This is a genomic window from Bradyrhizobium diazoefficiens USDA 110 (assembly GCF_000011365.1).
GTDB classification, from domain to species: domain Bacteria; phylum Pseudomonadota; class Alphaproteobacteria; order Rhizobiales; family Xanthobacteraceae; genus Bradyrhizobium; species Bradyrhizobium diazoefficiens.
The window spans coordinates 2,429,245-2,455,029 of sequence record NC_004463.1; the positions used below are offsets into that span (position 1 = coordinate 2,429,245).

Annotated in this window: 28 protein-coding genes; 19 read left to right on the top strand and 9 right to left on the bottom strand. The window is 64.5% G+C overall.

Annotated features, from left to right (window positions below):
- Nucleotides 1-203: 203 nt before the first annotated feature.
- From BJA_RS10940 to BJA_RS42595, 3 genes are all read left to right on the top strand, one after another.
- Nucleotides 204-1,640 carry a lipopolysaccharide biosynthesis protein gene (locus BJA_RS10940; RefSeq protein WP_011085030.1) on the top strand — a complete coding sequence of 479 codons (1,437 nt, stop codon included), beginning with the start codon at nt 204-206 and terminating at the stop codon, nt 1,638-1,640.
- Nucleotides 1,641-2,074: 434 nt separating this feature from the next.
- Nucleotides 2,075-2,221, top strand: a complete 147-nt coding sequence (locus BJA_RS10945; RefSeq protein ID WP_156149857.1) for a hypothetical protein — start codon at nt 2,075-2,077, stop codon at nt 2,219-2,221.
- A 46-nt stretch (nt 2,222-2,267) separates the two neighbouring features.
- Nucleotides 2,268-2,606, top strand: a complete 339-nt coding sequence (locus BJA_RS42595; RefSeq protein ID WP_049832558.1) for a hypothetical protein — start codon at nt 2,268-2,270, stop codon at nt 2,604-2,606.
- Nucleotides 2,607-2,685: 79 nt separating this feature from the next.
- Here BJA_RS42595 and BJA_RS10955 read toward each other — a convergent pair whose 3' ends face one another.
- From BJA_RS10955 to BJA_RS10965, 3 genes are all read right to left on the bottom strand, one after another.
- The gene (locus BJA_RS10955) at nt 2,686-2,913 is read right to left on the bottom strand and encodes a hypothetical protein (RefSeq protein WP_028175197.1); all 228 of its coding nucleotides are present in this window, start codon (nt 2,911-2,913) and stop codon (nt 2,686-2,688) included.
- A gap of 57 nt (nt 2,914-2,970) precedes the next feature.
- On the bottom strand, nt 2,971-3,648 hold the full coding sequence (locus tag BJA_RS10960; RefSeq protein WP_011085032.1) for a Crp/Fnr family transcriptional regulator: 678 nt from the start codon (nt 3,646-3,648) through the stop codon (nt 2,971-2,973).
- Nucleotides 3,649-3,807: 159 nt separating this feature from the next.
- Nucleotides 3,808-4,083 (bottom strand): hypothetical protein, encoded by a 276-nt coding sequence (locus tag BJA_RS10965; protein WP_011085033.1) that lies wholly within the window; start codon nt 4,081-4,083, stop codon nt 3,808-3,810.
- 278 nt (nt 4,084-4,361) lie between these two features.
- Between BJA_RS10965 and BJA_RS10970 the strand changes: the two genes are divergently transcribed.
- The 3 genes from BJA_RS10970 (at nt 4,362) to BJA_RS10980 (ending at nt 8,436) form a co-directional block, all read left to right on the top strand.
- Nucleotides 4,362-4,667 carry a GlsB/YeaQ/YmgE family stress response membrane protein gene (locus tag BJA_RS10970; RefSeq protein ID WP_038966522.1) on the top strand — a complete coding sequence of 102 codons (306 nt, stop codon included), beginning with the start codon at nt 4,362-4,364 and terminating at the stop codon, nt 4,665-4,667.
- A gap of 729 nt (nt 4,668-5,396) precedes the next feature.
- Nucleotides 5,397-6,446, top strand: a complete 1,050-nt coding sequence (locus BJA_RS10975; RefSeq protein ID WP_063921406.1) for a fatty acid desaturase — start codon at nt 5,397-5,399, stop codon at nt 6,444-6,446.
- Nucleotides 6,447-6,873: 427 nt separating this feature from the next.
- Nucleotides 6,874-8,436, top strand: coding sequence for a L,D-transpeptidase (locus BJA_RS10980; protein WP_011085036.1), 1,563 nt, complete (start codon nt 6,874-6,876; stop codon nt 8,434-8,436).
- 35 nt (nt 8,437-8,471) lie between these two features.
- On the opposite strand, the gene BJA_RS10985 is transcribed toward BJA_RS10980, so the two are convergent.
- The 5 genes from BJA_RS10985 to BJA_RS11005 all read right to left on the bottom strand — a co-directional run bounded on the left by BJA_RS10985 (nt 8,472) and on the right by BJA_RS11005 (nt 13,072).
- The gene (locus tag BJA_RS10985) at nt 8,472-9,284 is read right to left on the bottom strand and encodes a class I SAM-dependent methyltransferase (protein WP_011085037.1); all 813 of its coding nucleotides are present in this window, start codon (nt 9,282-9,284) and stop codon (nt 8,472-8,474) included.
- A 137-nt stretch (nt 9,285-9,421) separates the two neighbouring features.
- Entirely contained in the window at nt 9,422-9,961 is a 540-nt protein-coding gene (locus BJA_RS10990) for a VOC family protein (RefSeq protein WP_011085038.1), read from the bottom strand.
- Nucleotides 9,962-9,986: 25 nt separating this feature from the next.
- Nucleotides 9,987-10,955 (bottom strand): Bug family tripartite tricarboxylate transporter substrate binding protein, encoded by a 969-nt coding sequence (locus BJA_RS10995; protein WP_028175203.1) that lies wholly within the window; start codon nt 10,953-10,955, stop codon nt 9,987-9,989.
- Between the two features lie 8 nt (nt 10,956-10,963).
- On the bottom strand, nt 10,964-11,857 hold the full coding sequence (locus BJA_RS11000) for an MBL fold metallo-hydrolase (RefSeq protein WP_011085040.1): 894 nt from the start codon (nt 11,855-11,857) through the stop codon (nt 10,964-10,966).
- 3 nt (nt 11,858-11,860) lie between these two features.
- Complete coding sequence (locus BJA_RS11005) at nt 11,861-13,072, bottom strand: ABC transporter substrate-binding protein (RefSeq protein WP_011085041.1); 1,212 nt, start codon at nt 13,070-13,072, stop codon at nt 11,861-11,863.
- A gap of 167 nt (nt 13,073-13,239) precedes the next feature.
- Between BJA_RS11005 and BJA_RS11010 the strand changes: the two genes are divergently transcribed.
- The 6 genes from BJA_RS11010 (at nt 13,240) to BJA_RS11035 (ending at nt 18,519) form a co-directional block, all read left to right on the top strand.
- Nucleotides 13,240-13,935 carry a TetR/AcrR family transcriptional regulator gene (locus BJA_RS11010; RefSeq protein ID WP_011085042.1) on the top strand — a complete coding sequence of 232 codons (696 nt, stop codon included), beginning with the start codon at nt 13,240-13,242 and terminating at the stop codon, nt 13,933-13,935.
- On the top strand, nt 13,913-14,473 hold the full coding sequence (locus BJA_RS11015) for a carboxymuconolactone decarboxylase family protein (RefSeq protein WP_038966526.1): 561 nt from the start codon (nt 13,913-13,915) through the stop codon (nt 14,471-14,473). Before BJA_RS11010 ends, BJA_RS11015 begins: the two co-directional genes overlap by 23 nt.
- Nucleotide 14,474: 1 nt before the next feature.
- Entirely contained in the window at nt 14,475-15,320 is an 846-nt protein-coding gene (locus BJA_RS11020) for an SDR family NAD(P)-dependent oxidoreductase (RefSeq protein ID WP_038966527.1), read from the top strand.
- 305 nt (nt 15,321-15,625) lie between these two features.
- Nucleotides 15,626-16,465 carry a shikimate dehydrogenase gene (locus BJA_RS11025; protein ID WP_011085045.1) on the top strand — a complete coding sequence of 280 codons (840 nt, stop codon included), beginning with the start codon at nt 15,626-15,628 and terminating at the stop codon, nt 16,463-16,465.
- Nucleotides 16,466-16,486: 21 nt separating this feature from the next.
- Complete coding sequence (locus BJA_RS11030) at nt 16,487-17,335, top strand: amidohydrolase family protein (RefSeq protein ID WP_011085046.1); 849 nt, start codon at nt 16,487-16,489, stop codon at nt 17,333-17,335.
- Between the two features lie 29 nt (nt 17,336-17,364).
- Entirely contained in the window at nt 17,365-18,519 is a 1,155-nt protein-coding gene (locus tag BJA_RS11035; RefSeq protein ID WP_038966531.1) for an ABC transporter substrate-binding protein, read from the top strand.
- A 31-nt stretch (nt 18,520-18,550) separates the two neighbouring features.
- Here the strand turns inward: BJA_RS11035 and BJA_RS11040 are convergent, their stop codons facing one another.
- A complete protein-coding gene (locus tag BJA_RS11040) occupies nt 18,551-19,075 on the bottom strand; it encodes a MarR family winged helix-turn-helix transcriptional regulator (protein WP_236842189.1) in 525 nt (174 codons plus the stop codon).
- A 100-nt stretch (nt 19,076-19,175) separates the two neighbouring features.
- Here BJA_RS11040 and BJA_RS11045 point away from each other — a divergent pair, with 100 nt between their 5' ends.
- The 7 genes from BJA_RS11045 to BJA_RS11075 all read left to right on the top strand — a co-directional run bounded on the left by BJA_RS11045 (nt 19,176) and on the right by BJA_RS11075 (nt 25,737).
- On the top strand, nt 19,176-20,117 hold the full coding sequence (locus tag BJA_RS11045; protein WP_051000311.1) for an alpha/beta fold hydrolase: 942 nt from the start codon (nt 19,176-19,178) through the stop codon (nt 20,115-20,117).
- Between the two features lie 38 nt (nt 20,118-20,155).
- The gene (locus BJA_RS11050; RefSeq protein WP_038966532.1) at nt 20,156-21,364 is read left to right on the top strand and encodes an ABC transporter substrate-binding protein; all 1,209 of its coding nucleotides are present in this window, start codon (nt 20,156-20,158) and stop codon (nt 21,362-21,364) included.
- Between the two features lie 100 nt (nt 21,365-21,464).
- Nucleotides 21,465-22,049: a HutD/Ves family protein gene (locus tag BJA_RS11055; RefSeq protein WP_038966533.1), complete on the top strand. Its 585-nt coding sequence runs from the start codon at nt 21,465-21,467 to the stop codon at nt 22,047-22,049.
- 109 nt (nt 22,050-22,158) lie between these two features.
- Complete coding sequence (locus tag BJA_RS11060; RefSeq protein WP_038966534.1) at nt 22,159-23,352, top strand: adenylate/guanylate cyclase domain-containing protein; 1,194 nt, start codon at nt 22,159-22,161, stop codon at nt 23,350-23,352.
- Nucleotides 23,353-24,068: 716 nt separating this feature from the next.
- Nucleotides 24,069-24,281 carry a hypothetical protein gene (locus BJA_RS11065; RefSeq protein WP_038966535.1) on the top strand — a complete coding sequence of 71 codons (213 nt, stop codon included), beginning with the start codon at nt 24,069-24,071 and terminating at the stop codon, nt 24,279-24,281.
- Nucleotides 24,282-24,547: 266 nt separating this feature from the next.
- Nucleotides 24,548-24,760, top strand: coding sequence for a hypothetical protein (locus BJA_RS11070; RefSeq protein ID WP_038966536.1), 213 nt, complete (start codon nt 24,548-24,550; stop codon nt 24,758-24,760).
- Nucleotides 24,761-24,939: 179 nt separating this feature from the next.
- Nucleotides 24,940-25,737 carry an adenylate/guanylate cyclase domain-containing protein gene (locus BJA_RS11075; protein WP_011085055.1) on the top strand — a complete coding sequence of 266 codons (798 nt, stop codon included), beginning with the start codon at nt 24,940-24,942 and terminating at the stop codon, nt 25,735-25,737.
- Nucleotides 25,738-25,785: the final 48 nt, after the last annotated feature.

The following is a 25,785-nucleotide window of genomic DNA, read 5'->3' on the forward strand; positions in this document are numbered from 1 at the left end:
TCAGTGATCTGCGGCTCCGGTTCGAGGAAAGGGCAAATTTAACGCTAACGCGCGAAATCCGCCGTGCTGCTCCATTCGCGGCCCGATTTGCAGACTTATGTGACACTCTTCGGGGATGCTGCGGCGCAGTCCGATCGCCACCCCAAGGTCCAACTGATCAACGGCCGCAAAACTCGCATGACCGCTTCCGGTCCCGTGCCCGCATGCTGAACCGCCATTTCTCCATCTACCTGGTCGCCTATATCCTGCCTGCGGCGGTGGGCTTCTTCGCGGTCACCGCCTACACGCGGCTGCTGACGCCCGCAGAGTACGGCGTCTATGTCGTCGGCATCAGCCTTGCCGGCATTCTGGGTGCGATCTTCTTCGCCTGGATCAAGCTGTCGGTGTCCCGCTATCAGGCGATGTCGGCGGAGGTGGATTTTCGCGGCACGGCGATGGTCGCCTTTGGGCTCACGGCCGCGGTGCTCTGTGCCACGACCCCGCTGGTCTTCCTGTTCCGCAGCGACGTCAGCGTCGAGCTGCTGCTCGTCAGCATGTTCGTCGCGATCATGGCCAATGCGGTCGATGTCGGCCAGGAGTTCGAGCGCGCCAAATTGCGCCCTTACCGGTTCGCGGCGATCTCGATCGTGCGCAGCGTATCGAGCGTGGGCTTCGGCCTGCTCGGGATCTGGCTCGGCTGGGGCGGCATGGGCCTGCTCGCGGCGTTCGGGCTGGGCTCGCTGACCGGCATCATCCTCAATCTCGTCGGCGACCGCACCAGGATCGCGCCTTTCCAGCGCAGCCAGTTCATGCAGCTGGCGCGCTACGGCCTGCCGCTGACGCTGGCCGGTCTCTCGGTCGCGCTGTACTCGACCTGCGACCGCCTGATCGTCGCTTATCTCCTCGGCAAGGACGCCGCCGGCATCTTTGGCGTCGCCGCCGATCTGCCGCGCCAGTTCATGGTGATGATCGCCTCCAGCGTCGCCGCGGCGACCGTGCCGCTCGTGTTCCGATCGCTGTCGGAGAAGAACAATGAGACCACGCGCGAGCGGTTGAACGAAAGTCTCGAGCTGCTGCTCGTCGTCGTCGCGCCCGTCGCGATCTGGCTGGCGCTGGCGGCGGACCAGGTCGCAGGCACGCTGGTCGGCGTCGACTTCCGCGCCGGCGTGTCGGCGCTGCTGCCGACCCTGGTGCTCGCCCGCTTCTTCGGCATCGCCAATCAGTTCTACGTCCAGATCAGCTTTCAGCTCGCCGAGCGGCCGTTCATGCTGGCGGCGCAGTCCTTCCTCACGCTCGTGGTGAGCGTCGCGCTGATGTTCGCGCTGGTCGCAGGCTACGGTCTCAACGGCGCGGCGCTGGCGACGCTTGCGACCGAGGCGATCGGCTTCGTCGTCGCACTCGTCCTGATGCACCGTGCCCATCCCGTGCCGTTCGACGTCAATCGTCTCGCCGGCGTTGCCGCCTCCGCCGCAGCCATGGCGGCTGCGATCCTCGTCGCGCGGTCGCAGGTCAACGGCACCGGGCTCGTCGCGCTGGTCATCGTGAGCCTTGCGGGCGGTTTCGCTTACGCCGCCGCGGCGTGGCTTCTCAATGTCGCGAACGTGCGAACGCTGTCGCTGCGTGTTCTGCGAACCTTCAATCGGAAGGCGCTGGGCGTCTAGCCGCGGTGTCTGCCGAGGCAACCGGGCCGGGCTCCAGGCGGCGGGAACTTTGCTCGAGCGAGCAATATTGACCAGTAACTTCGGTCCCGGCGGCTCATGCTGGCTGTATCACCGCCCCTTATCGGCATCTATCGGTGACTGAGAGTGCTGTAACGCTCCCGCCTGATCTCGAGGGTGCATCGCATGCATTTGCAACATTCCCACTCATTCGGTTCGTCACTTGCATCAGACCGGCGGCCGCGCTGTCCCAGGTGCGGCGAACCCATGAGCTTGGTGAGGATCCCCGGCTCATCCGCCTTTGACATCGGAACGTTCGCGTGCGCCTGCCATCACATTCGTGCTGCCGCAGTCGAAACCGATCCGATGAGATCGGCCGCGGCCCTCTGGCTCGCCAGTCACGATTTGAGGCCACCGACCTGAGCGGGTGCCCCCGAATGGAGGACCTGGAAGACTTCATCCACCTCGAAAACCTCAAAATCCTCAGACGGCAGATCGATCTGGCCAAAGACGACGTCCGGCGGCAATGGCTCATGATACGTCTGGCCGAGGAGGAGGCGAAAGGCCGGGTTGCGACCCGATAGGCGGTCGCCGGCGTACCGCCAAAGGGCCGTCGATGGGAGATGTGTGGTGAGCGGATACATATTCAACAACAGGGGAATCCGCGCCGGGGTTCTGAACGGCACATCGATCTTCGACCTCACCGGCAAGAAAGTCTACGATCTCCGGGGGAACAATATCTATCGTCTCTCGGGCGAGTTGGTCGGCCATACGCTCGACGCGTCGGGTGCTGACAAGCGTCTGGACCGCGACAGCGAAGCGCTGCTCTCCGTCCTGCGAGCACCGGAGCCTGACGAGCCCGAGAACCGTCCCGCTCCGCAAAGGCAGCCATCTGACAGCTTTGCGGAAGCAATACGTCTGCGCCGGCAGGTCTCGGACACCCCGTCCGATCGTCCCAAGAAAGGATGATCCTGCATTCCGAGAGCTTCACGAACACTTCGCACAGGCCCGCAACGACACCCGATGCGGGCCCGGTCACGCCGAAAATCTATTGCAGCGGCGACCGCATCCCGGTCGCAGCATCGTAGACCAGGATTTGCAGCATTGGGAATCTGCCGAGCAACTCGGCGCCGGCTTCTCGGGCAGCAGTTTCGCTGTCGTAACGGGTCTTGAAGTGGCCATCGACCACAAGCGTGAAGCCATCGGCCGGTGCGACGTCAGCCCTTTGAATGATTCTCGGCGCGATCTCGTCGACGTGCGCGGTCGGCTTTTTCATGGGGTACCTTCATATCGTTGCAGGAGGCGGCTCGAGGCGTTCTTGCCCCCAACTGTCTCAGTCGTCCCTCACGATCTCAGGCTTGTCATACAAGACCGCGTTCAGGAGGGAACTGTGAACCTCGATCTTGCCGTTGTAGGTGATAAAGCCGAGCTTGCGAAATTTGTTCATGAAAAAGCTGACGCGTGAGCGGGTCGTCCCGATCATCTCTGCGAGCGTCTCCTGACTGACCTGCGCCGTGATGGGCTGCGTGGCGCCATCCTTGCCAAAATTCGCCAGGAGCAGGAGAAGACGCGCAAGCCGCTTCTCGCTCGAATTGAACAACTGGTCGATCAGGTCTTCTTCGATGCGGCTGTTTCGACTGAGCAGATACTCCATGAACAACTCGGAGAACTTTGGCTCGCCCTTGAGTATCGCAAGCATAGCCGATTTCGCGATCGACGTGACCAGGCATTGCTCCATCGCCACCGTTGTCGAAATCCGCAAGGGATGGCCGTTCAGGCAACCTTCGCCGAAGAATTGTCCGGGCTCCATGATTCCGACCACGGCTTCCTTGCCCTGCTCGGAGACGACGAGAACCTTGATCCTGCCCTTCTGGATGTAGAAAACCGTGTCCGCGGCGTCGCCCTGCGAGAACACGACCTGGTTCTTGTCGAATTTCAGTATGGCTTTGCCCTCGCCGACCTTGGCGAGAAAGAGTTTTGGATCGAACGAGCTTTTCGCCGCTTTTAGCATAACGTCGTCAAGAACCTGATGGAGGGGGCTTCAGTTTAGCAGGGCCGGGGCCGGGCGCGTTAGGCAAATCTTGCGTCCGCCTTCGGGCCCCCCGGTGATCCCGGCCAGGCAATTGTGGCGGCGGCCTCGGCCGGCTCGCCATACGGCTCGCCTGCGCTCTCAATGCCGTACGACCGTCTGATGCCGGTCCTTCATGAGTGCGGCATCCAGCTCCGTTTGGCTGACCGAGTAGAACTGGATCAGTAATTGGGGGGCAGACCTCGCGGGCGTCTGAAGCAGCGTCGCCACGCGCCGATAGGCGATCCTCGACAACCCTTCGATCTGCTCGTCGTCAGTGACGACGACATATTCACCGGCGGGCTGAGTGCCCTCCAGGCCCTGAAGGACGAAGGGATTGGCGAACGAAACGGTGGTCCGTGTTGTTCTGATAGTCAAGGTGAGATCTCCTGGACGAACTGCAGAGGCGTCAGCCGCGCCACTTGTCGACCCCTCTTCGTGCCGGTCGAGGGACGGCCATCAGAGAGCCTATCGGTTGGCTCGCTCTGCTGCAGAGCAAAATTGCTCAGCTTTGAAGGAATGGTCCGCAACTGATCCTGAGCCGCGCGCCGATCATACGATCGGCATCTGAGCAGTTTTGCACATCATCCGCCCTTGCCCGGGTCTAGTCTGACGGGTGACGGAACACTGCTTGGTCGTCCGTTGGTGAGGTGAAAATGAACATATCTGGTGAAAGCCTTCTCGTCATATTGGCTGTGGGCATCGCGGCCGGTTGGCTTGCGGGCCAGATCGTCATGGGTACGGGCTTGGGCCTGGTCGGCGATCTCGTCGTGGGAATAGCGGGCGCCTTCATCGCGAGCTGGTTATTTCCGCAGCTGGGAATCCATCTCGGTTCGGGGATCGTCTCGCAGATCATCGACGCCGCGGTCGGCGCGGTCTTGCTGCTCATGATCATCGGGCTCGTCCGCGGACGAAGCCGATGGGGCGGAAGCTGGGGCGGCGTTTGGCGCAAACGCTGGTAGGCGGGCATCGTGAGAGTCTGCCTGGAACGAACGTCGCCGGGACTACTTGGTGATGGCGACCGGATATGATGCCCACTCATCATACCCGATGAATGGCGGCCCCGGTTCGCACCCCCGTGCTGGGGCCGCTTCCTTGAGCGTTCCCCTTCAGCTGCTATTTGGCTGATCTCATCGGGTCGTCCATGGATATCTTGTGGACGTTCCCGCATTTGGCACATTCGAAGATTCGAAGATTGGGACCGTCGCAGCTTGCCCCGACGTGGATCAGCATCATGCGGCTCTGGCAGGCCGGGCAGAGTGGCCGGGGTATCGGAATCAGCGTCGGTTCTGGACGAGCATAGACCTCGGACATATGAAGCTCCTGCCCATATGGCGGGGTACGCTGTACCCGAAGCCGCCGCCGATGACAGCCGATTCGCCGGCTGCGTCATAGCCAGCATGCCGCGCTCGCGTGTCAGCTTCAGTTCAATATTGCTCACATTGCCGGAAAATCGCCGCCGGTCGGTGAACATCTCCGACCTGCGTCCCTTCCCATCTCAGTCGCGGTGTGTCATGGGGGGCAGGCCAATTCGGCGGGACGCCGGCTCCCGGCGTGAGCAATATTGCTCAGCAGGACATCCAGGCTCGGATCAATATGAGTGCGTGCGGGGCAGGACCTCAGAACTGCTGCCGGAGGCGTCCGTGGGCGATAACGATACTTCTTCGGCGGACATCGGGAACAGACCAGAAATGACTGAGAGAACGCCGGAGATCCGCGCGACGGCGCGGATGCTCGCCCGCTACCGCGAGCCCGACAGTGCGCGCGGTGTCCTCGAGCTGGCGATCACGGCGGTGCCGCTCGTCATCATCTGGGTTCTGATCTGGGCCGCTCTTGACCACGGCTATTGGTTTGCGCTGCTGCTCGAGGTGCCCGCGGCGGGTTTGCTGGTCCGTCTCTTCATGATCCAGCACGATTGCGGACATGGCTCGTTCTTCCGCGGCCGCGTTGCGAACGATTGGGTCGGCCGCGCCATCGGCGTGATGACACTGACGCCATACGATTACTGGCGACATAACCATGCACGCCACCATGCGAACTCCGGCAATCTCGATCACAGGGGCTCGGGCGACATCGATACGTTGACCGTGCGCGAGTTTCGCGACCAGCCCCTATGGGGTCGGATGCTGTACCGTTTGTATCGCCATCCTCTCGTGATGTTTGGCGTCGGTCCCTCGTATTTGTTCATCTTGAAGCATCGCTTGCCGGTCGGGCTGATGCGCGGTGGCTGGAAGCCCTGGCTGAGCACAATGGGCACGAACGTCGCGATCGCGGTTCTCGTCGGCGCGATGATCCGGCTGGTCGGCTATGGGCCGTTCCTGCTGGTTCACCTGCCGATCATCGTTCTGGCGGCGTCGATCGGTGTCTGGCTGTTCTATGTCCAGCACCAATTCGAGCACACCCACTGGTCCCACGACGACAACTGGAATTTTCACGACGCTGCGCTGTACGGCAGCTCGCACTACCAATTGCCGGGTGTCTTGCGATGGTTCACGGCGAATATCGGCGTCCACCACATCCATCATTTGTGCAGTCGAATTCCCTGCTATCGCCTGCCGGACGTGTTGCGGGACCATCCGCAGCTCGCCGGCGTCGGACGGATCACACTGCTCCAGAGCTTGCGGACCGTGCGGCTGACCTTGTGGGATGAGGAGCGCTTGCGGCTCGTCTCCTTTGGAGAGGCAGCCTTGACCTCAACCGCCTCGCCGACGCCGGCGGCCGCCTCGCGGCGAGGCCGCTGAGGGTCGTGAAGGTGCGCGCCCCGCAGTGGTGTTTACTGCCGAGGTTCGGCCGGAAGGTGCCGGGCGTTTAGCCACCATTCTCAACCAAAGCCTGCCGGTTCAAAGAATATAGGCCGGTTTGCGCCGCACCGTTGTGATCCGGGTCGTGATCGCCGCGGCGCTCCACCGCAACGGGGGGAAAACCGGCGGATCCGCCCCCTCCGAGGCGGACATTCTGCCGCAGCGATCGCCGCCAGCCTCGGACCAGCCTTGGCCGGGAGCCACCCTTCCGCCCGCGCGAGCCGTCGTATATGAGAGATTTGTCGTTGGAACGTGCCGAATATCGCCACAGACGGAACGTATGGCGGCTGCGATTTCTTAATCCAAAGATCGCAATCTGAGACCTAATCGACATGAGCGCGGACTGGCATTTCGACCGGGGCATGGCATGAAAAACCGACTGACGACGGCGCAATCCACCCTGGCGATGCGGCGTTGGGCCCCTCCCGGCAGGATCGCGCTTACGGCGTTGGCCGTGCTTGCCGTGGTGAACCCGGCGACCGCGGCCAAGCAGGCGCGCCAGCCGACCGAGGCGGTGGCGCCGCGCGAGGCCGGCGAGCCGATCATGGCGATCGTGTCGATCAAGAGCCAGCAGGTCACCTTCTACGACGCCGACGGCTGGATCCTGCGTGCGCCGGTGTCCACCGGCACCACCGGGCGCGAGACGCCGGCCGGCGTCTTCGCCATCGTCGAGAAGGACAAGGACCACCACTCGACCATGTATGACGATGCCTGGATGCCCAACATGCAGCGCATCACCTGGAACGGTATCGCGCTGCATGGCGGGCCGCTGCCGGGCTATGCCGCTTCGCATGGCTGCGTGCGGATGCCCTTCGGCTTTGCGGAGGGGCTGTTCGACAAGACCAACATCGGCATGCGCGTGATCATCTCGCCGAACGACGCGGCCCCGGTCGATTTCAACCATCCCTCGCTGTTCGTGCCGAAGCGCGAAGCCATTGCGGCGGTGCCGAGCCGGGCCGACAAGCTCTCCGCCGAAGCCGAGGAGGCGACCCGGGCCGCCGACGAGGCCAAGAAGGCCGCGGCAATCGCCGCGAAGGAGGCCGCCTCGCTCCCCGCCTCGCTGCGCAAGCTGGAACAGCAGAAGGCCCGCGCCGATGCCGAGCTTGCTTTTGCCGACAAGTCGCTCGCGGCGGCAAAGACCGATCAGGCCCGCGCCAAGGCCGAGGAGCTGAAGCAGAAGGCCGCCACCAAGGCTGCCGATGCGGCGAGCCAGCTCGACACCGCCAAGGCGGCCGCGCAACCGAAGCGCGACGCCGTCGCCGCCACGAAGGAGGCCGCGAAGGCGGCTGCGACCAAGAAGGCCGAGATCGTGAAGGCTGCGACCGACGCAAAGCTCGCGCTCGAGCCGGTCTCGGTCTACATCAGCCGCGCGACGCAGAAGCTCTATGTGCGCCGGAACACGCACAAGCCGGCGCCGGATGGCGGCGGCGAGGTGTTTGACACCAGCATCGAGGTCCCGGTCACGATCCGCAATCCCGACCAGCCGCTCGGCACGCATATCTTCACGGCGATGGCGAAGAACGACACCGGCCTGCGCTGGAGCGTTGTGACGATCGAAAGCGGCGACGACGCCAAGGACGCGCTCGACCGCATCACCATTCCGCAGGACGTTTGGGATCGCATCGCGCCGACCGCATTGCCGCGTTCGTCGATCATCATCTCGGACGAGCCACTGAGCAGCGAGACCAACTACCGCACCGAATTCGTCGCGGTGCTGAGCAACCATCCCCAGGGCGGCTTCATCACGCGCAAGCCGACCGCGCCTCCGATGGACATTGCGAGCGACGACAGCTGGGACAATGGCGGCAACGGCTTCGGCTTCTTCTTCCAGCGCGATCCGAACCCGCAACCGGTCAATCCGCGCCGGCAGCGCGGCGGCCAGTACCCGTACTATCAGCCGGCGCAGCCGATGCCGCGGAGCTTCTGGTAGGACGCGCAGCCGTCGGAGAGCGAGCTCTCCTTCGACTAAGGTCGCGCCGTGATCACCAGGGCCTGAATCCTGGCTTCGACGGGGCCGGGCCCATGGCGCATTCGGATTGCCTCGGCAACGGCGTCCGTCGCGGCCTCAAGCTTGCTCGCGTCCCTTGCCTCGATCTCGTTTCGCAGCGGCGTCCCCTGGCAGTATGCGAACGCCACATATTCGGGTGTCGGCGCGCGGCTCACGGCAGGAAGCGTTTCGATTGAGATGTGGCGGAAGCCCGCTTGCTCCAGATCGGCGTTGATGACGGCCTTGTCGTGATAGCCGTGCGGCGTCCGCGCCATGAAACGCGGCGGATCGTCGGGAAAGATCTTTCCGAGCACGGCCGTCGCCTCGTCGGCGAACACGTTCTCCTCGATGCGGTCCCAGACGTTGAACACGAACGTGCCTTCCGGCCGTAAGACCCGCTTCGCCTCGGCGTAACCCTTGATGCGATCCGGAAAGAACATGGCGCCGAACTGGCAGCAGACCACGTCAAACGCGGCGTCGTCGAACGGCAGCGCGGTGGCATCCGCCGGGCGCCAGGTAATGCGATTGTCGTCGGCCTGGCGCTGCGCCGCGATCGCGAGCATCGGCTCGTTGAGATCGGTCGCGACGTAACGGATGCCGGGAGGCAGCGCCGCCGTCACGGCCCGCGTCACGGCGCCGGTGCCCGCGGCGGTTTCCAGCAGCGTTGACGGGGAGAGCGCGGCGACACGCCTGGCGATGTCGGCGGCGTAGTGGGCGAAGATCAGCGGGACGAGATACTCGTCGTAGATTTTCGGAATCGAGCCGGCGAAGACCTTGTCGGTGGAGGACATGTTTGCCTCGCTGAAGGTTCGGACACGGGGCTCACGTTAGCATGGTTTCCCCACTGTCGCGCCAGCAACGAGACAAATCCCGCCGCTCCATTCCTGGCCGTGCGCTTCGAGCAACATCGCAAGGCCGACGACCGATCCTACGATCTCCCGCCGACAACCTCCCGGATCGGCCGCGTGCCGTCCCAGTTCATCGCCGCCTGCCGGACCTTCTCGAAGAACGGCCCCTTGGTGCCGCTGGTGTCGGAGATCTCGATCACTGTTCCCGGATGCGCCTGGGTGTCGAAATAGGCAAAGCGTCCCTTGTCGCCGCCGATCTGGCCCTCGTGGCCGATCCTGTAGCCGAGCGCGAGCGCCTTGTCGTAGAGCGCCTGATAGTCGTGGCTCCAATACGACATGTGCTGGAGTCCTTCGTGGCCGGCGTCGAGGAATTCCTTGTACAGCGAGGGCGCATCGTTGCGCTGCTGGATCAGCTCGATCTGGAGGTCGCCGGAATTGGCCAGCGCAATGCTCATCTCGACGGCGGAGTCCTGGCCGCGATGGCGGAACCAGTCGGTCCTGACGCGATCCATGTAGTACCAGGGACCGACGCCCATCACCTCGATCCAGTGCTTCATCGCGGCGTGGATGTCCCGCACCACATATCCGTTCTGGCGCACCGCGCCGAAGATGCGGCTCATGCCCGCGCTCCTCTTCTTGGCCGATTCACTTGACCTCGATGCCCGCGTCCTTGGCAACCTGCTTCCAGGCCGCGATGTCGCGGGCGTTGATGTCGCGCTGCTCCTCGCCGGGGACGAATTGCGGCGTGATGCCGAGCGCAAGCAGCTTCTCCTTCACCTCGGCATCGCCGAGCGCGTCCTTCAGGGCCGCCGAGAGCTTCTTGGCGACCGGCTCGGCAAGGCCCGCCGGCGCATACATCGCCCAGGACAGGCTGCGGTCGAACGCCACGCCCTGTTCCTTGTAGCTCGCGACGTCGGGCAGGCTCGGCGAGCGCTCGCCGCAGGCGGCCAGCGCCTTGATCGAGCCGTCCTTCACCAGCGGCGTCGCGGTCGCCATGTCGAGTGTCGCAAGCGAGATGTGGCCGCCGAGCAGGTCGCCGGCGAGTTTCGCGATGCCGTTGAAGGGCACGTGATCCATCTTGATGCCGCGCTGCTGCATCAAGATCTCCGCGCAGAATTGCCCGGTCGAGCCGACGCCCCAGCTGCCATACTGGATCGGCTCGCCCTTCTTGGCGAGCGCAATCAGGCCCTTGATGTCATTGGCGGAAAAGTCCTTGGTCGCCACCAGCATGATCGAGGAGGTGCCGACGCGGCCGATCGTCGTGAAATCCTTGATCGGATCGTAAGCCAGCTTTGGATAGATCGCGGGCGCCAGCACATGCGTGGTCATGCCGCCGACGGTGATGGTGTAGCCGTCGTTCGGCGACGCCGCGACCATTTGCGTGCCGAGCGTACCGGCCGCACCCGTGTGGTTCTCGATATAGATGCTCTGCCCGAGCGTCTTGCCCATCCTGTCCGCGAGCAACCGGCCGACCACATCGCCGCCGCCGCCAGCCGCGTAAGGAAGCAGCATCCTGATCTTGTGGGTGGGGTAGGCGGCGGGATCCTCGGCCCGGACGGGCAACGCCGCCGACAGCAATGCGAGAAACGAAAGCGTGACGGTGCGCAGCATGATGGCTTCCCCTAATCCTCGAAACGAAATCTGTAAGTGTCGCCATGCCGGATCACGCGTCCGGCGGTCGGCGCGGGAAAATGGCCGGTGAGCAGATAGCTCGGCGTATCCGCGAGCTCTTCCAGCAGCGCCATCCGCGTCGCGACCGCCGCGGCCGGATCGACATCGGCGGCATTGGACAGCCACGGTGCGGCGCACTGGATCGGGTGATGGATGACGTCGCCCGACATGACGGCGTGATCGTGGCCGCCGTTGAGGTGGATCTGCATGTTGCCGGCGGTGTGGCCCGGCGCCGGCGCGAAGCGCAAGGCCGCGTCGCGATCCTCGAACAGGCGATGGTCTGTCTCGACGAATTCGGCGAGGCCGGCCGCGACCACCGGCAGCACGGAGTCTTCGAATGAGCCGTGGTTCACCGGGCTCTTCGGCGCCGCATTGTGCGCGGCCTCGAAATGCCGGTACTCCTCGCGTCCCATCAAATAGCGCGCGTTGGGGAAGGTCGGCACCCAGCGGCCGTCGAGGAGCCGCGTGTTCCAGCCGACGTGATCGACATGCAGATGCGTGCACATCACGAAGTCGACCTCTTCAGGCGCAACGCCAAGCGCCCGCATGTTTTCGAGATAAGGCTGGTTGAGGTCGTTCCAGACCGGGACCCGCGGCCGTTTCTTGTGATTGCCGCAGCAGGTATCGACGATGGCGGTCCAGCGCGGCGCGCGCACGAGATAGGAGTGATGGCTGAGGATGAAACGGCCGGTCGCCGGCTCGATATAGCGGTGATCGAGCCAGCTCCGGTTCTCCGCGATGACGGCGTCGGTGACGTTGGCGAACAGCCAGCTCTTGTCGAAGGCAAGCGAAGCGATCTCGCTGACGAGATCGACCCGCATGCCGCCGACCGTGACCTGCCGCATCGCTCAGTTCTTCAGGAGTTCGCCGAACGGCACCCAGCGCGTGCCGTCGAAGCGGATCAGCTGGAGGCTCGTCATCGGCGTATAGCGCTCCGGCGAGTTGTTCACCGTGGTGCCGTTAATCAGCATCGGCAGCTTGACGTCCTTGAGCGTCGTCGCCTGCTTCATCACATTGGCGCGGGTGAGGTCGTTGCCGGATGCCTTCAGCACGGTGACCAGCGTCTGCGCGATGGTATAGCCATAGACGTTGAGCCAATCGCTCTTGTTGGCTTCAGGCAGGTACTTGTCCATAAAGGCGAGCCACTCCTTGTAGCCGGCATCGTCCTTCAGCGCGGGGTCGGTCGCATCCTTCAGGTACTGGCTGGAGATGATTCCGGTGGAATTGTCCCTGCCGGCCGGCTCCAGCACGCCGCTGATCGAGGCCGAGACGTTGGAGATGATGGTCACGGGCTTCCACCCGATCTCGCCGATCTTGCGGATCGCCTGCGCCGCAAACTTCGGTGTCGCCGCAACCAGCACCACATCGGCGCCAGCAGTCTTCAGTTGCAGGATCTGCGTGTCCACGGTCGGCGCCGTGGTCTCGTAAGCGGCGCGCGCCACGATCGCCTCACCACCGCCGAGCCCTTCCTCCAGCGCCTTCAGATAGTCCTTGCCGAGATCGTCGTTCTGGTAGAGCACGCCGATCTTCGCATTGGCATGGCTTGCCTTGATGTACTTGGCATAGGCGATCGCCTCGTCGCGATAGGTCGGCTGCCAGCCCACGGTCCACGGAAAGTTCTTCGGGTCATCCCACTTCGCGGCGCCCGAGCCCAGGAAGAGCTGCGGTACCTTGCGGTCGTTGAGGTATTTGTGCACGGCGCTGTTGGTCGGTGTGCCGACGCCGCCGAAGATCAAGAGCACTTCCTCGCTCTCGACCAGCCGCCGCGTCTGCTCCACCGTCTTCGGCGGGCTGTAGGCGTCATCGGCGATGATCATCTGGATGCGCCGCCCGTTGACGCCGCCGTCATCGTTCACCTTGCGGAAATAGGCCTCGGCGGATTTCGCGATCTGCGCGAAAGCCGAGACCGGGCCGCTCAGCGGCGCGGTGGTGCCGATCTTGATGGTCTTGTCGTCGGCGCCGGGATCGTATTTTGCGCTTTGCGCCTGGGCGATGCTTGCCGCGAGCATGGGCAACAGGATGCAGGCCGCGGCCAGGCGAAGGCGGGCAAAGCGCGCCATGAGGTCGTCTCCCCAGATTTGCTCTCCGCCTCTCAAGGGAGCGGAGTTGAAACGCGAGAACAGGGCCCGCAACCGGATTTGCGGGCCGCGACCGTAGCCGCCAGACTGGCAAACGAACGATCGTTCGTACGGTTGACTAGCGAACGATCGTTCGTTAGTCAAGTCGCATGGCTGTCCACACCTCCAGCGCGGCGGCAGCGGCTGCGCCCACCACCCGCGAGCGCATCCTCTCTGAAGCGCTCAACCTGTTCGCGCAGAGCGGCTATGGCGGCGCCTCGATGCGCGAGCTCGCGCGCCGTGTCGGCATTCGCGAGAGCAGCCTCTACAATCATTTCGCCGGCAAGGCCGCGATCCTGGAAGCGATCGTTGCCGAACACGGCCCTGCCAGCTCGGCGAGCCGGCTGGAGGAGCCGCGCTACAAGCAGCTTGCGCGCCAGCCCGCCGCGTTCTGCCGGCAGTTTGCCTTGGACCTCGTCGAGCAATGGTCCGATCCGCGCGAGCATCAGTTCCAGAAGGTGATCACCGCCGAGCGAAATCGCGTCCCCGGCATCCGTGCCAAGTTCGCCGACCATTTTTACACGCGCGAGCAGAGCCTGATGACGGATTACTTCCGCGGCTTTGCGCTCGCGGGCCTCGTCTCGACGCCGGATCCGCGCGAGACCGCGCGGCTGTTCGCGGCGGGCCTCATCTATATCCGCCTCGAACATTACGTGATGGGCGCGACGCCGTCGTCGCGGCCGAACGTGATCGAGGCGATCGACCGCTACCTCGCCTTCTTCCTGTCGCTGATCGCGGCAGGCAATGACGACAACAAGAAACGAAAACCCAAGGGAGAAACGCGTGGCAAGGCTGCCCCTGATTGATCCGGAGACGACGAGCGGCGACATCCGCGCCTCGTTCGACCGCATGCCGGTCAAGCTCAACATCTTTCGCATGATGGCTCATGCCGAGGCCAACATGATCCCGGCGATGCGGCTCGGCAATTCGATCCTGCACAAGCAGAAGCTCAGCGCCGTCAACCGCGAGCTCTTGATCCTCCAGGCCGCCCAGCTCGAAGGCGGCGCCTATGAGTGGCGCCAGCATGTTCCGATCGCGCTCGGTGTCGGCTGTACGCAAGCGCAGATCGATGCGGTCGAGCGCAGTGACTACGATGCAGCCGGCTTAAGCGAGGCTGAGCGCGCGCTGCTCAAATTCGGCCGCGAGGTCGTCGAGAACGTCCGCGTTCCCGAGGCGACCTTTGCCGCCATGCGCCGCCACTTCAGCGACCAGGAGGTCGTGGAATCCATCGTTGCGCTCGGTTTCTACATGATGATGGCGCGCGTCACCGAGGCAACGGAAACCGATCTCGATCCCGCGGCGGGCATGAAGGTCTATGACGGCGGTAAGAAGCAGGGCGGCTGAGATGACGGAAACCGAGACCAAGCCGGAGCGTTACGTCCGTCCGCCGAGCGCGGAATCGCTGGGCGAAGCGCCGGGCAGGGGGCGCCTGAGCGGCCGCCGCATCCTGATCGTCGGCGGCGGCCAGCGCGTGTTCGATGCCTTAACCGATCCGATCGGAAACGGCCGCGCCATGAGCATCCTTTGCGCGCGCGAGGGTGCGAAGGTCGCGGTCGCCGATCTCAACCGCACCTCGGCCGAACAGACGGTGAAGCGCATCACCGCCGCAGGCGGCGAGGCATTCGCCATCGCGGCGGACGTCACGTCCGAGCCCGACGTCGTCCGCATGATCGACGAAGCGCACCGCGCGATGGGTGGGCTCGACGGCATGGTGCTCAACATCGGCACCTTCGGCAAGGTCGGTCTCGATGCCGTCAGCCCCGAGGAGTGGAACAGGATCTACGACGTCAACGTCCGCGGTCCGATGCTGTGCTGCCGCGCCGCCATGCCGAGATTCGACGATGGCGGCGCCATCGTCTTCATTTCCTCGATCGCCGCGCTGAAAGCCGGCTCGCAGATGGCGGTGTACGATTCCTCCAAGGCCGCGCTCGGCGGCCTCATGCGCAACATCGCCCATCTCGGCGCGCGCCGCGGCATCCGCGCCAACCTCGTCTATCCCGGCCTCGTCGACACTCCCAACGGCCGCGAAGCCGGCGCCGGCCGCCCCTCGCGCGGCAAGGGCCATGTCCCCTTCGGCCGCCAGGCGACCGCGTGGGAGATCGCCTATGCGGTGCTGTTCTTCCTGTCGGACGAAAGCGTCTATGTCACCGCGCAGACGCTCGCGGTGGATAGCGGGTTGAGCGGGATGTGATCGGAGCGGTCACTGCGTGGCGAGGCTACGACCGCGACGAGTGCTTGGAAGCACGATGCCCCTTCAGCGTCGCCCCGGCGAAAGCCAGGACCCATAACCACCGTCGGGTGTGGCTACGGGAACTCGCAGTTGCCCCTTCGCACCACAACCTCTCCCTGGGCTAATAGGTCTTGGCCTTCGCCAGGACGGCGGCGCTTCCCCAGATTCAGATTGCACGCGCTAGCCATTCCCTCTAATTACTTTGTACAACTGACCAAATAAGATGGTCGCGCGCCGAATGGCGCGATCGAGGATGGAAGCGCAGCATGTCGCAGGACGGATTTGGACTGGCGGGTGTCATGGGCATGCCGGTCGCGCATTCGCGCTCGCCCATCATTCATAATTATTGGCTGAAGGCGCACGGCATCCGCGGCAGCTATGTCCCGCTGGCGGTGAAGCCGGAGCGGCTGGAGGATGCGCTTGACGGGCTGATTGCGCTCGGGTTCCGCGGCTGCAATGTCACCATGCCGCACAAGCAGACGGCGATGCCGCTGCTGACCCGCGTCAACGAGACCGCGAAGCGCATCGGCGCCGTCAACACCATCGTCGTCGAGGCGGACGGCACGCTCTCCGGCTTCAACAATGACGGCAACGGTTTTGTGCAGAGCCTGCGCGACGCCAAGGCTGACTGGCGCGGCGATGCCGGGCCGATCCTGCTGCTCGGGGCAGGCGGCGCCTCGCGCGCCGTGGTGGTGGCGCTGCTCGAAAATGGCGCGCGCGAGATCCGCATCGCCAACCGCACGGCCGAGAAGGCGCAGGCGCTCGCCAGGGATTTCGGCTCCGCCGTCAGCACCATTGCGTGGGACGACCGCGGCGCTGCGCTCGGCGATGTCGCCCTGCTCGTCAACTGCACCGATCGCGGCATGGTCGGCAAGGCCGCGCTGGAGATCGACCTGTCGCGCCTGCGGCCGGAAACGCTCACCGCCGATCTCATCTACACGCCGCTGGAAACGCCGTTCCTCGCCGAAGCCCGCGCGCGCGGCTGCGTCACGGTCAACGGGCTGGGCCTGCTGCTGAACCAGGCTAGGCTCGCCTTCAAGGCTTGGTTCGGTGTCATGCCCGACGTGACGCCAGAGCTGATCAAGGCCATCGAAGCGACGTTCTGAACCGCCGGGGAGCTTTGCGCCATGACGCTGCCGGTGTCCCCCAGGATCGACTGCCACATCCACGCCATCGATCCCGCCCGCTTTCCCTATTCCGCCGATACGCCGTACCGGCCGAGCGGGCAGGAGATCGCGCCCGCGGCGCAGCTCATCCGCGTGTTCGACGCGTTCGATATCAGGCACGCGCTCGTGGTGGCCACCAACACCGGCTACGGCAGCGACAGCCGCATCCTGCTCGATACGTTGCAGCAGGGCGGCGGCCGCTTTCGCGGTGTCGCCGTCGTCGAGAACGACGTCGACATCAGCGAGCTCGAACGGCTGAAGGCGGCCGGCGTGATCGGCGTCGCCTTCAACGTGCCGTTCCACGGTGCCGATTATTATCTCAGGGCGGCGGCACTGCTGGAGAAGCTGACCAGCCTCGGCCTGTTCCTCCAGATCCAGGTCGAGCAGGACCAGTTGCTCGACCTGTTACCACTGATCGACAAATCAAATGTGCGTCTGGTGTTCGATCATTGCGGCCGGCCCTCCGTTGGGCAGGGATTGCAGGGCAAGGCCTTCCAGGCGCTGCTCGCAATCGGCCGCGAGCGCGACGCGCATGTCAAGCTGTCAGGCTATTACAAATTCTCGCAGCAGCCGCATCCGTATCAAGACGCGTGGCCGTTCATCACGGCGCTGGTCGAGGCCTTCACGCTCGACCGCTGCGTCTGGGGCTCGGACTATCCGTTCCTGCGCGCCCCAGAGCGGCTCGATTACGGCCCGCTGCTCGCGGTGCTGACACAACTGTTTCCCGACCCCGGCGATCAGCATCGCCTGTTGTGGCGAACGCCGGCAAGGCTGCTCGGCTTCGACGGCGGGACGGATCAAGCGAGATAACAACAGAGCAAAATGGGAGGGAGGACGTCATGAGGCACTTTGCAGGGCCGGTTGGCATCGCGGTTGCGGCATCGCTGTGGGCGAGCGCGGCCTGCGCGCAGAGCACGGTCTACATCCCCGACGTCATCGAGCTGTCCGGCCCCGGCGCCGTCTCCGGCACCAACTGGCGCGACGGCGTCGCGCTCGCGGTCGACGAGATCAACAATGCCGGCGGCATTCTGGGCCGGAAAATCCAGACCGAGCATCTCGACACCCAGAGCAATCCCGGCATCTCGCGCGCGCAGGTGCAGAAGGTTTTGGACAAGGACCCTTATGTCGTGCTCGGGCCGATCTATTCAGGCTCGGTCAAGGTCAACATGGCGCTGACGCAGGCAGCCGAGATTCCGCAGATCGTCGGCGCCGAGGCCGCCGACATCACCACGCAAGGTAACCCCTGGATATTCCGCACGGCCTTCGGTCAGCAATTCTCGATGCCGAAGATCGCCAACTATCTGCACGACAAGCTCAAGGTGAAGACGGTCGCGCTGGTCTGGGTCAACAATGATTTCGGCAAGGGCGGCCACGACAACTTTCTGAAGGAGATGAAGGCGCGCAATATCGAGATCGCGGCCGATATCTCCACCGAGCAGGGCCAGGTCGATTTCGGCTCCGACGTCATCAAGCTGAAGAGCGCCAAGGCCCACGCGATTTTCGTCTATACCAATGAAGAGGAGAGCGCCCGCTTCCTGATCGAGGCGAAGCGGCAGGGCTTGTCGACGCCATTGTTCGGCGAGACCACGCTGCTGAGCCAGAAGGTGGTCGAGCTCGCCGGCCCCGCCGCCAACGGCGTGCGCGGCCATGTCGGCCTTTCCGCCGACGCTCCGATTCCCGCCATCGAGGACTTCACGAAGAACTTCAGCGAGCGCTACAAGTACCGGCCCGACCACAACGGCATCAAGGGCTACACCGCGGTCTATCTGGTCAAATACGTCACCGAAAAGATCGGCAAGTTCGACAGCAAGGCTTTTGGCGCCGCGATGAAAGGCCTGACCCTGAGGCCCGACAAGGCGCCGGGCATGCTGATGGAAGCGAGCTGGGACCAGAACGGCGACATCGACCGCGCCAGCTTCCTCGCCGAGATCGTCGACGGCAAGCAGAAGATCGTCGAGACATTGCCGAAGCTGAAGGCGGGCAAGGGCGAGTGAGGGACGCCTCGCCCGCGCGATCGCTCCGCCCTCAGAGTTCGTCGAGCGCAGCCCAATGCGGGACGTGCGCGGCGAGCTTGTCGAGCAGGCGCTCGAATTCATTGCGCTCGGCCCGCGTGAGGCACGCGAGCATGGCGCGCTCCCGCTCGCGCAGGGCCGGGATGTATTGTGCGTAGAGCGCCCGCCCGGCCGCCGTCATGAACAACTGCTGGCGGCGGCTGTCCGTCTTGTCGGCGGCACGCCGTATCAGCTTCTTCTTCTCCAGCGCGATGATTCCGCGGCTAATGTTGGCCTTAAGATGGCCGGAGAATTCGCAGATCTCGCTCGCGGTCACGCCCTCTCGGAAATCCAGGAAGATCAGGGTGACGATCTCCGGCCGCGTCAGGCCGAATTCCATCTCGATCCGCCGGAATGACGGCTCGCGGTAGAAGTTCAGCACGTAGCCCATCCTGTAGGCGATCTGGAGTTCGGTGCCGCCTATCACCGCCGCGAGCGGTTTTCGCTCGGGTGAATGGCTCCCGGTGGTGTCGTTCGTCGATTTTCGGGATGGTCTCATATGAGACTTTCTGGTTGCTTTTCGATCCGGCTTGATCTTAACATCGCTGCGAGGCCCGCAAGAACGGCCGTCGACGATAGTTGTGGAGGATCGCAGGAGCATGCCGCTGGCCGGGCAGAGGGTGATGGACCTGTCGTGCGACGGCGAGGTCCGGTGCTTCCATGCGGGAACGCCGGAGCATCCAGTCTATGTCGACCAGGTGCGATCGTCCCACGCGGCCCTGCGCAAAATGCCTGTTGTCATGGTCCATGGCGCCGGTCACACCGGGACCTGCTATCTCGCCACGCCGGATCGGAGACCGGGTTGGGCGCCGCGCTTTGCTGCGGCTGGCCGGGACGTGTTCGTGCCGGACTGGCCCGGTCACGGCCGTTCGCCGTCAGGTCCGGACTTTTCGCGGCTTGGAACGCGGGATGTGGCGACGTCGCTGCTGGCGCTGATCGAGGAGATCGGGCCGGCCGTGCTGCTGGTGCATTCGGCGAGCGGTCCGATGGCCTGGTGGATGGCCGAGCGGCGTCCCGATCTGGTCCGCGCCGTGGTCGGCATCGCCCCCGGTCCACCGGCCAATCTGCTGCGCGATCTGCCCGACGATCCGGCAGCGATCCGCGCGCTGCGCGATGACGCCAGCGCCGGTCATCCCGTTTACTCGAGCGAGGATGCGCCGGTATGGCTGACGGCGGACTTTGCCGCCGCCTATTGGGCCAACGGGCCGCGCTTTCCGCACCACGCGTTCGAAAACTACTGCCGCTCGTTTGCGCCGGAGAGCGCACGAATCCTGAACGAGCGCTTCAACATCGGCGGACGGGGGCTCAGGATCGCTGATCCCGAGCGTCTGCGGGAAAGGCCGATCATGATCGTGACCGGGGACCGCGACCCGCGCCATCCGCGCGAGGTGGATGCGGCGACGGCGAGCTATCTCGGCGCCGAGTTCGTCTGGCTTCCCGATCGCGGCATCGAGGGGAACGGCCACATGATGATGATCGAGGACAACAGCGATGATCTCGCCGCCATGATCCTGGCCTGGCTCGATACGGTCGGATGCTGAGATCCCGCGCCCTGCAGGCACATTGGAGGATACCAAGGATGAGACGGATTGCGTGTGTCCTTCTGCTGCTGGCGCAGCCCGTCGCGGCACGGGCGCAAGTCAGTGGTGACGTCGTCAAGATCGGCGTCCTCACCGACATGGCCGGCGTGACCGCCGACATCACCGGCAAAGGTTCGGTCGTCGCCGCCGAGATGGCGGTGACCGAGATCGGTGGCGCGGTTCTCGGCAAGCCGATCCAGATCGTCTCGGCCGATCACCAGCACAAGGCCGATGTCGGCACGGCGATCGCCCGGCGCTGGTTCGATGTCGAGGATGTCGATGCGATCGTCGATGTGCCCAATTCCGGCGTTGCGCTCGCGGTCCAGAGCCTCGCACGCGAGAAGAAGCGGATCGTTCTCTATTCGGGGCCGGGGACGACGGCGTTGACCAACGAGCAGTGCTCGCCCTACGGCTTCCACTGGACCTACGATACCTATGCGGTCTCGCACGGGACCGCGTCCGCGGTCGTCAAGGCCGGAGGCGGCACCTGGTTCATCCTGGCGTCGGACTATGCCTTCGGCCATCAGCTCCAGCAGGACGCGACCAGCGTGATTGCGGCCTTGGGCGGCAAGGTGCTGGGCAGCGCGCGCCATCCGCTCAATACGTCGGACTTCTCCTCGTTCCTGCTGAGCGCGCAATCCTCCGGCGCCAAGGTCATCGGCCTCGCCAATGCCGGCAATGACACCGTCAACGCGATGCGGCAGGCCGGCGAGTTCGGGCTGGTGCAGGGTGGCCAAAGCCTCGCCGCGCTGATCCTCTTCCTCCAGGACGTGCACGCGCTCGGCCTTAGGGATGCGCAGGGCACCTACCTGACGACGGCCTCCTACTGGGACATGAACGAGGCGACACGGGCATGGTCGAAGGCGTTTTTTGCGAAGACCGGAATGATGCCGTCGATGCTGCATGCCGGCGTCTACGGCGCGGTGCGTCACTATCTCAAGGCCGTCGCCAGCGCCGGCACCGACGATGCCGGCCGGGTTGCGACCACCATGAGGACGATACCGGTCGAGGACGTCTTCTCGGAGGACGCAAGCATCCGTGAGGACGGCCGCGTCACGCGCACCATGTACCTCGTTCGCGTCAAGAAGCCGTCCGATTCGAAATATCCCTGGGACTACTTCGACATCGTGCGCAAGATCCCGCCTGAAAAGACCGTCTGGCCGCTCGCGGAGAGCAAATGTCCGCTGGTAAAGGCCTCCAGCCGCTAGATCGGAAACGGCCGTCGAACGGGTTGGCAAAGCGGGTTCGCCACGCGCATGATGCGTGCGTGATATCTCGCCCTTTTGCGATCCCGGACGACCCAAGAACATGAAAACCACGCTGCTGAAATCCGAAGACTACACCCGCTCGCCCTGGAAGAACGGCGGCGGCATCTTCACCGATATTGCGGATGCGCATCGTGCGGGCAGCCCGACGAAGGATTGGGACAGCCTGCTCTGGCGCTTTGCGTCCACGCCGATCGTCGCGCCCGGTCCGTTCTCCTACATGCCCGGCATCGACCGCTTGCAGATGGTCGTGGGTGGGCGCGGGCTGGTGCTGAAAGCACCGGGGCGGGAATTCGACGAGCGCGAGCCGTTCACGACCGTGCGCTTCACCGGCGAGCTCGAGATCGTGACCGAGCTCGAGGCGGGTCCGGTCGAGGTCGTGAACCTGATGGCCCGGCGCGGTGCGGCGGAGATCGAGCTTCTGGCGCTCCGGGAGCCCGGCGATCGGCCATTGTCCGCCGGCACGCATCTGGTTTACGCGGTTTTCGGCAATTGCAGCATTCGTCTCAATAGCGAGGAGTTTGCGGTTCCCCACGGCAGCACGCTGAAGGTCGAGCTGACCGAGCCGTCTAGGCTGGCGCTCGTCTCGGGGCTGGGGGTGCTGGGTTCAATCCAGCTCGTCGGCTAGATCGCAACTGCGTTGCTGATGCGCACGATCCGTGCAACTGGCTAGGTTGACGCGGCCCCGCCAGCGCACGATATCTGCCTTGATGCAAGCCGCCGCGAAGGGGCAGGATATGAGCGCACCAGACAAGAATCCCCCCGCGACGCTGTCCGACGGCGTCGTCGACTGGCTGACCAACGGCACGCGCGACGAGCGCTTCATCGACAATATCTTTGCGCAGATGTGCATCCGCCTCCAGCAGGCCGGCATTCCGCTGAAGCGCTCGACGCTTCATGTCCTGATCCATCACCCGCAATGGCTGGGGGCCCGCTTCATGTGGTCCGACGGCATGCGCGAGGCCGAGATCGCGCGGGTCGATTATGACGTGCGCGAGCGGTCCGAATTCATCGGCAGTCCCGCCAACGAAATGTTCGACGGGGCGACCGAGGTGCGCGAGAACCTCGAACGCGATCCGGCGCTCGGCCGCAAGCACGCCCTCTATGACGAGATGCGGACGAAGGGCCTGACCGACTATGTGGCCTGGCCGCTCTACCACACCCTCGGCAAGCGTCATCTCATCACCTTCGCGACCGACCGGCCCGGCGGCTTCGAGGAGGCGCATATCGCTGCGCTGAAGAAGCTGTTGCCGGTGCTGGCGCTGGTCAGCGAGATCCGCATCAAGAACCGCCTGGCGCGGACCCTGCTGGAGACCTATGTCGGCGCCCACGCCGGCGAGCTGATTCTCGCCGGCGCTACCCGGCGCGGCACCGGCACCACGGTTCGCGCCGCGATCATGATCTGCGACCTCAGGGATTTCACGAAAATCTCCGACAACTGGCCGCGCGACGACGTCATCGACCTCCTCAACGACTATTTCGACGCGATGTCCGAGCCGATCGCACGGCACGGCGGCGAGATCCTGAAATTCATCGGCGACGGCCTCCTCGCCATCTTCCCGCTCAGCCAGCCCAACGCCTGCGCAAACCTGCTGCATGCCGTGACCGAGGCTCGAGCGGCCATGGTCGCGCTGAACGAGCGGAATAACGGCAGCGGCCGCGCGCCGCTGAACTACGGCATCGGCGTCCATGTCGGCGACGTCATGTACGGCAATATCGGCTCGACCACCCGGCTCGACTTCACCGTGATCGGCCCCGCCGTCAACATGGCCTCGCGTCTCGAAGCGCTCACCAAGCAGGTGGGACGACCGGTGCTGCTGTCGCGCGACTTCGCCGAGCTGGTGGAGCGGAAGTCCGAGCTGGAGCGGGTGGGCGAGTACGAGGTGCGCGGCTTCAGCGATCCGATCGAGCTGTTCGCGTTTCACGGCTGAAAGCGCCGGGCGAAAGGCCTAGTAGAATCCGGCGAAGAACCGGATTGCGAGATATGCCCCTGCGACGACAGCCGCGGTGGCGCCGATTGCAAAGACGACCCTCAGGCTTTCGTCCATCGATCATTGTCTCCTTGAGACGACCCCGACTCCGCAAGGGGGGCTGAGAGCCGGAGCCGCCAAAGTGCCGGTGTCTTGTGGGACCCGGTCTGCGCCAACGTCCGAGCGATGCGCCGGTTCCTGTCAGCCTCATTCCAGGATCAAGCGATTGCGCGAACGCACGGTTGCTGCGGTGCGCCCTCCCTGCGCGCGTCGCAAGTCGTGCGGATGGGCAATATCGGACGCATTGTCAAAAGAAATCTCCGCGCAGAACGCCTAGGTTGGCTTTACTGGCGGCCCTGCCAATGGTGCCGCACGAACGCATCGACGACAGTCAATGCTGCTGGCTCGATGCAACAGAAAAGGTGATCGACGCATCGGATGCGATCCCAAGAGGAGACGCCAATGCCAAGCTGTTCCGAAGATATTCGCAGTCGAACCGGGCGCTGTGCCGTGTGCGACGGCAGGTTTGGTCTGGTCCGCTACTACTCTTGGCGAAAGCCCCTTTGCTCGAAAAGGTGCCTCGCACGTTTCACGGTGCGCCGGCAGGGTGACTGCGACTGGGTGGGCCGATTTCCGTTGGTTTTCGACACGCTTTCAGAGAACCGCGCGAGGCTCCTATGACCATGCTGATGTCGCGACGAGGAAAGGAATATCTCGAGACGGCGCAGAGCCTGTTGCGCGCAGCCCGGACCATGACGGACGCCGTGGTCGCGGCTCGGCTCGAGATGCTCGCCGCTGACTATCAGCGGCGCGCCGAAAAGGCATCAACGGTCGATGCGGCGAAATCATCGGCGCGTTCGACCGGCACTGGATACGAAGGGTACCCGTGAGGGCGGGTTGCGCCGCCGGTTTGGTCGCTTAACCAGGCCGGCTTGCCAGTTTCCTCTTTTGCCACCTGTGGAGCCGATATGGGCGAAGTTGTTCGACTGGTCACAAGGGCCGAGCGCGAACGAGCGCGTTTGATCCGGGAAGCGCGCGGCATCTGTGACGCCGTCTTTCCACCGACCGATCCCGACGGCAAGCAGCCTGTCAGGCCGCGGGTCGACCACCCGGGCGGCGATGCAAAACCCGAGCAGGTTGAAGGAGTTCTCGTGACATGATCAAGATCATTGCCGTGCTCTGCAGCCTCTCGTCTCCGACAGACTGCCGTGAGCAGATCGTCACGACCTCGGACTTCGCGGACGTGACGATGCAGTCCTGTCTGATGGGCGCGCCGCAGCTTGCCGAATGGATGGCGCAGCATCCAGCCGAACGTCTCGCGGCGTGGCGCTGCACGATCGGCAGGCAGGAGGCTCGCAGAGGAGCGTAGGGTGCGAGTTGTCGAGGCTCGCTGATTGCGTCCGTCACATCAGGAGAAGCGGAGCCGCCACCAGGCGCCGGCCGCCGCGCGCCGGACGGCTTCACGCCGGATCGTATTGCAAACGCGAGGGTGTACCACTACGCTTTGAACTCGGTAGCCCAAACGTTCCTACGATTGGCCGCGCGTTCATGCCAAAATTTCTTCGCATCGGAGTCCATTGGTCGAACGTATCGGGGTACACGTCGAAGGCGTGGTGCGTCAGGCGCGTTGGCCCGGTGATTTTCCTGAAATGGGGTGCCGTGGAGGTCCATGGCACCGGTGCCGGGCGAAAGGTCTACTGGACGCGTCTGCCGCAGGAGAAGACAATTCGTTGCGGCACGGTGCAGCGCGCCCAGGACTATGCCAAGGCCGCGATCGCGCGGCGGCGGAACCATCGCTACGAGCCGTTGACCGGGCCCATTGCGAACCGGCGCCGGTCGGCCGGCGGAAGCGCCGAGCCCAAACAGGCGCTCGCCACCATCCTGATCGTCGATATCGTCGGCTCCACCGCAAAGGCCGCGAAGCTGGGCGATGCGCGCTGGACCAAGATCATGGGCCACTATTACGCGGCCGTCCGCAAGGAGCTGAAGACCTCGCGCGGCAAGGAAGTCGTGACGACGGGGGACGGCGTGCTCGCGACGTTCAAGGCGCCGGCGGCCGGCGTCAGTTGCGCGACCGCGATCCGCGAAGCCGTGCGTACGCTGGGCCTCGATGTCAGGGTGGGGCTGCATGCCGGCGAGTACACGGTGAGCGGCGGCGAAATGGTCGGGCTCGCCTTCCACATCGGCACCCGCGTCGCCGCCAAAGCGCGCGCCGGCGAGGTTCTGGTGTCGAGCGCGGTCAAGGACCTGATGAAGACGCAGTCAACGTTCAGCTTCAGGGATCACGGTGTGCATCAGCTCAAGGGCGTGCCGGAGCGGTGGCGGCTCTATCGGGTGGAGGGGTAGGTACCTCCGGCTCGCAAACCCTGACCTCGCCTTGAAGATCAAGCGACC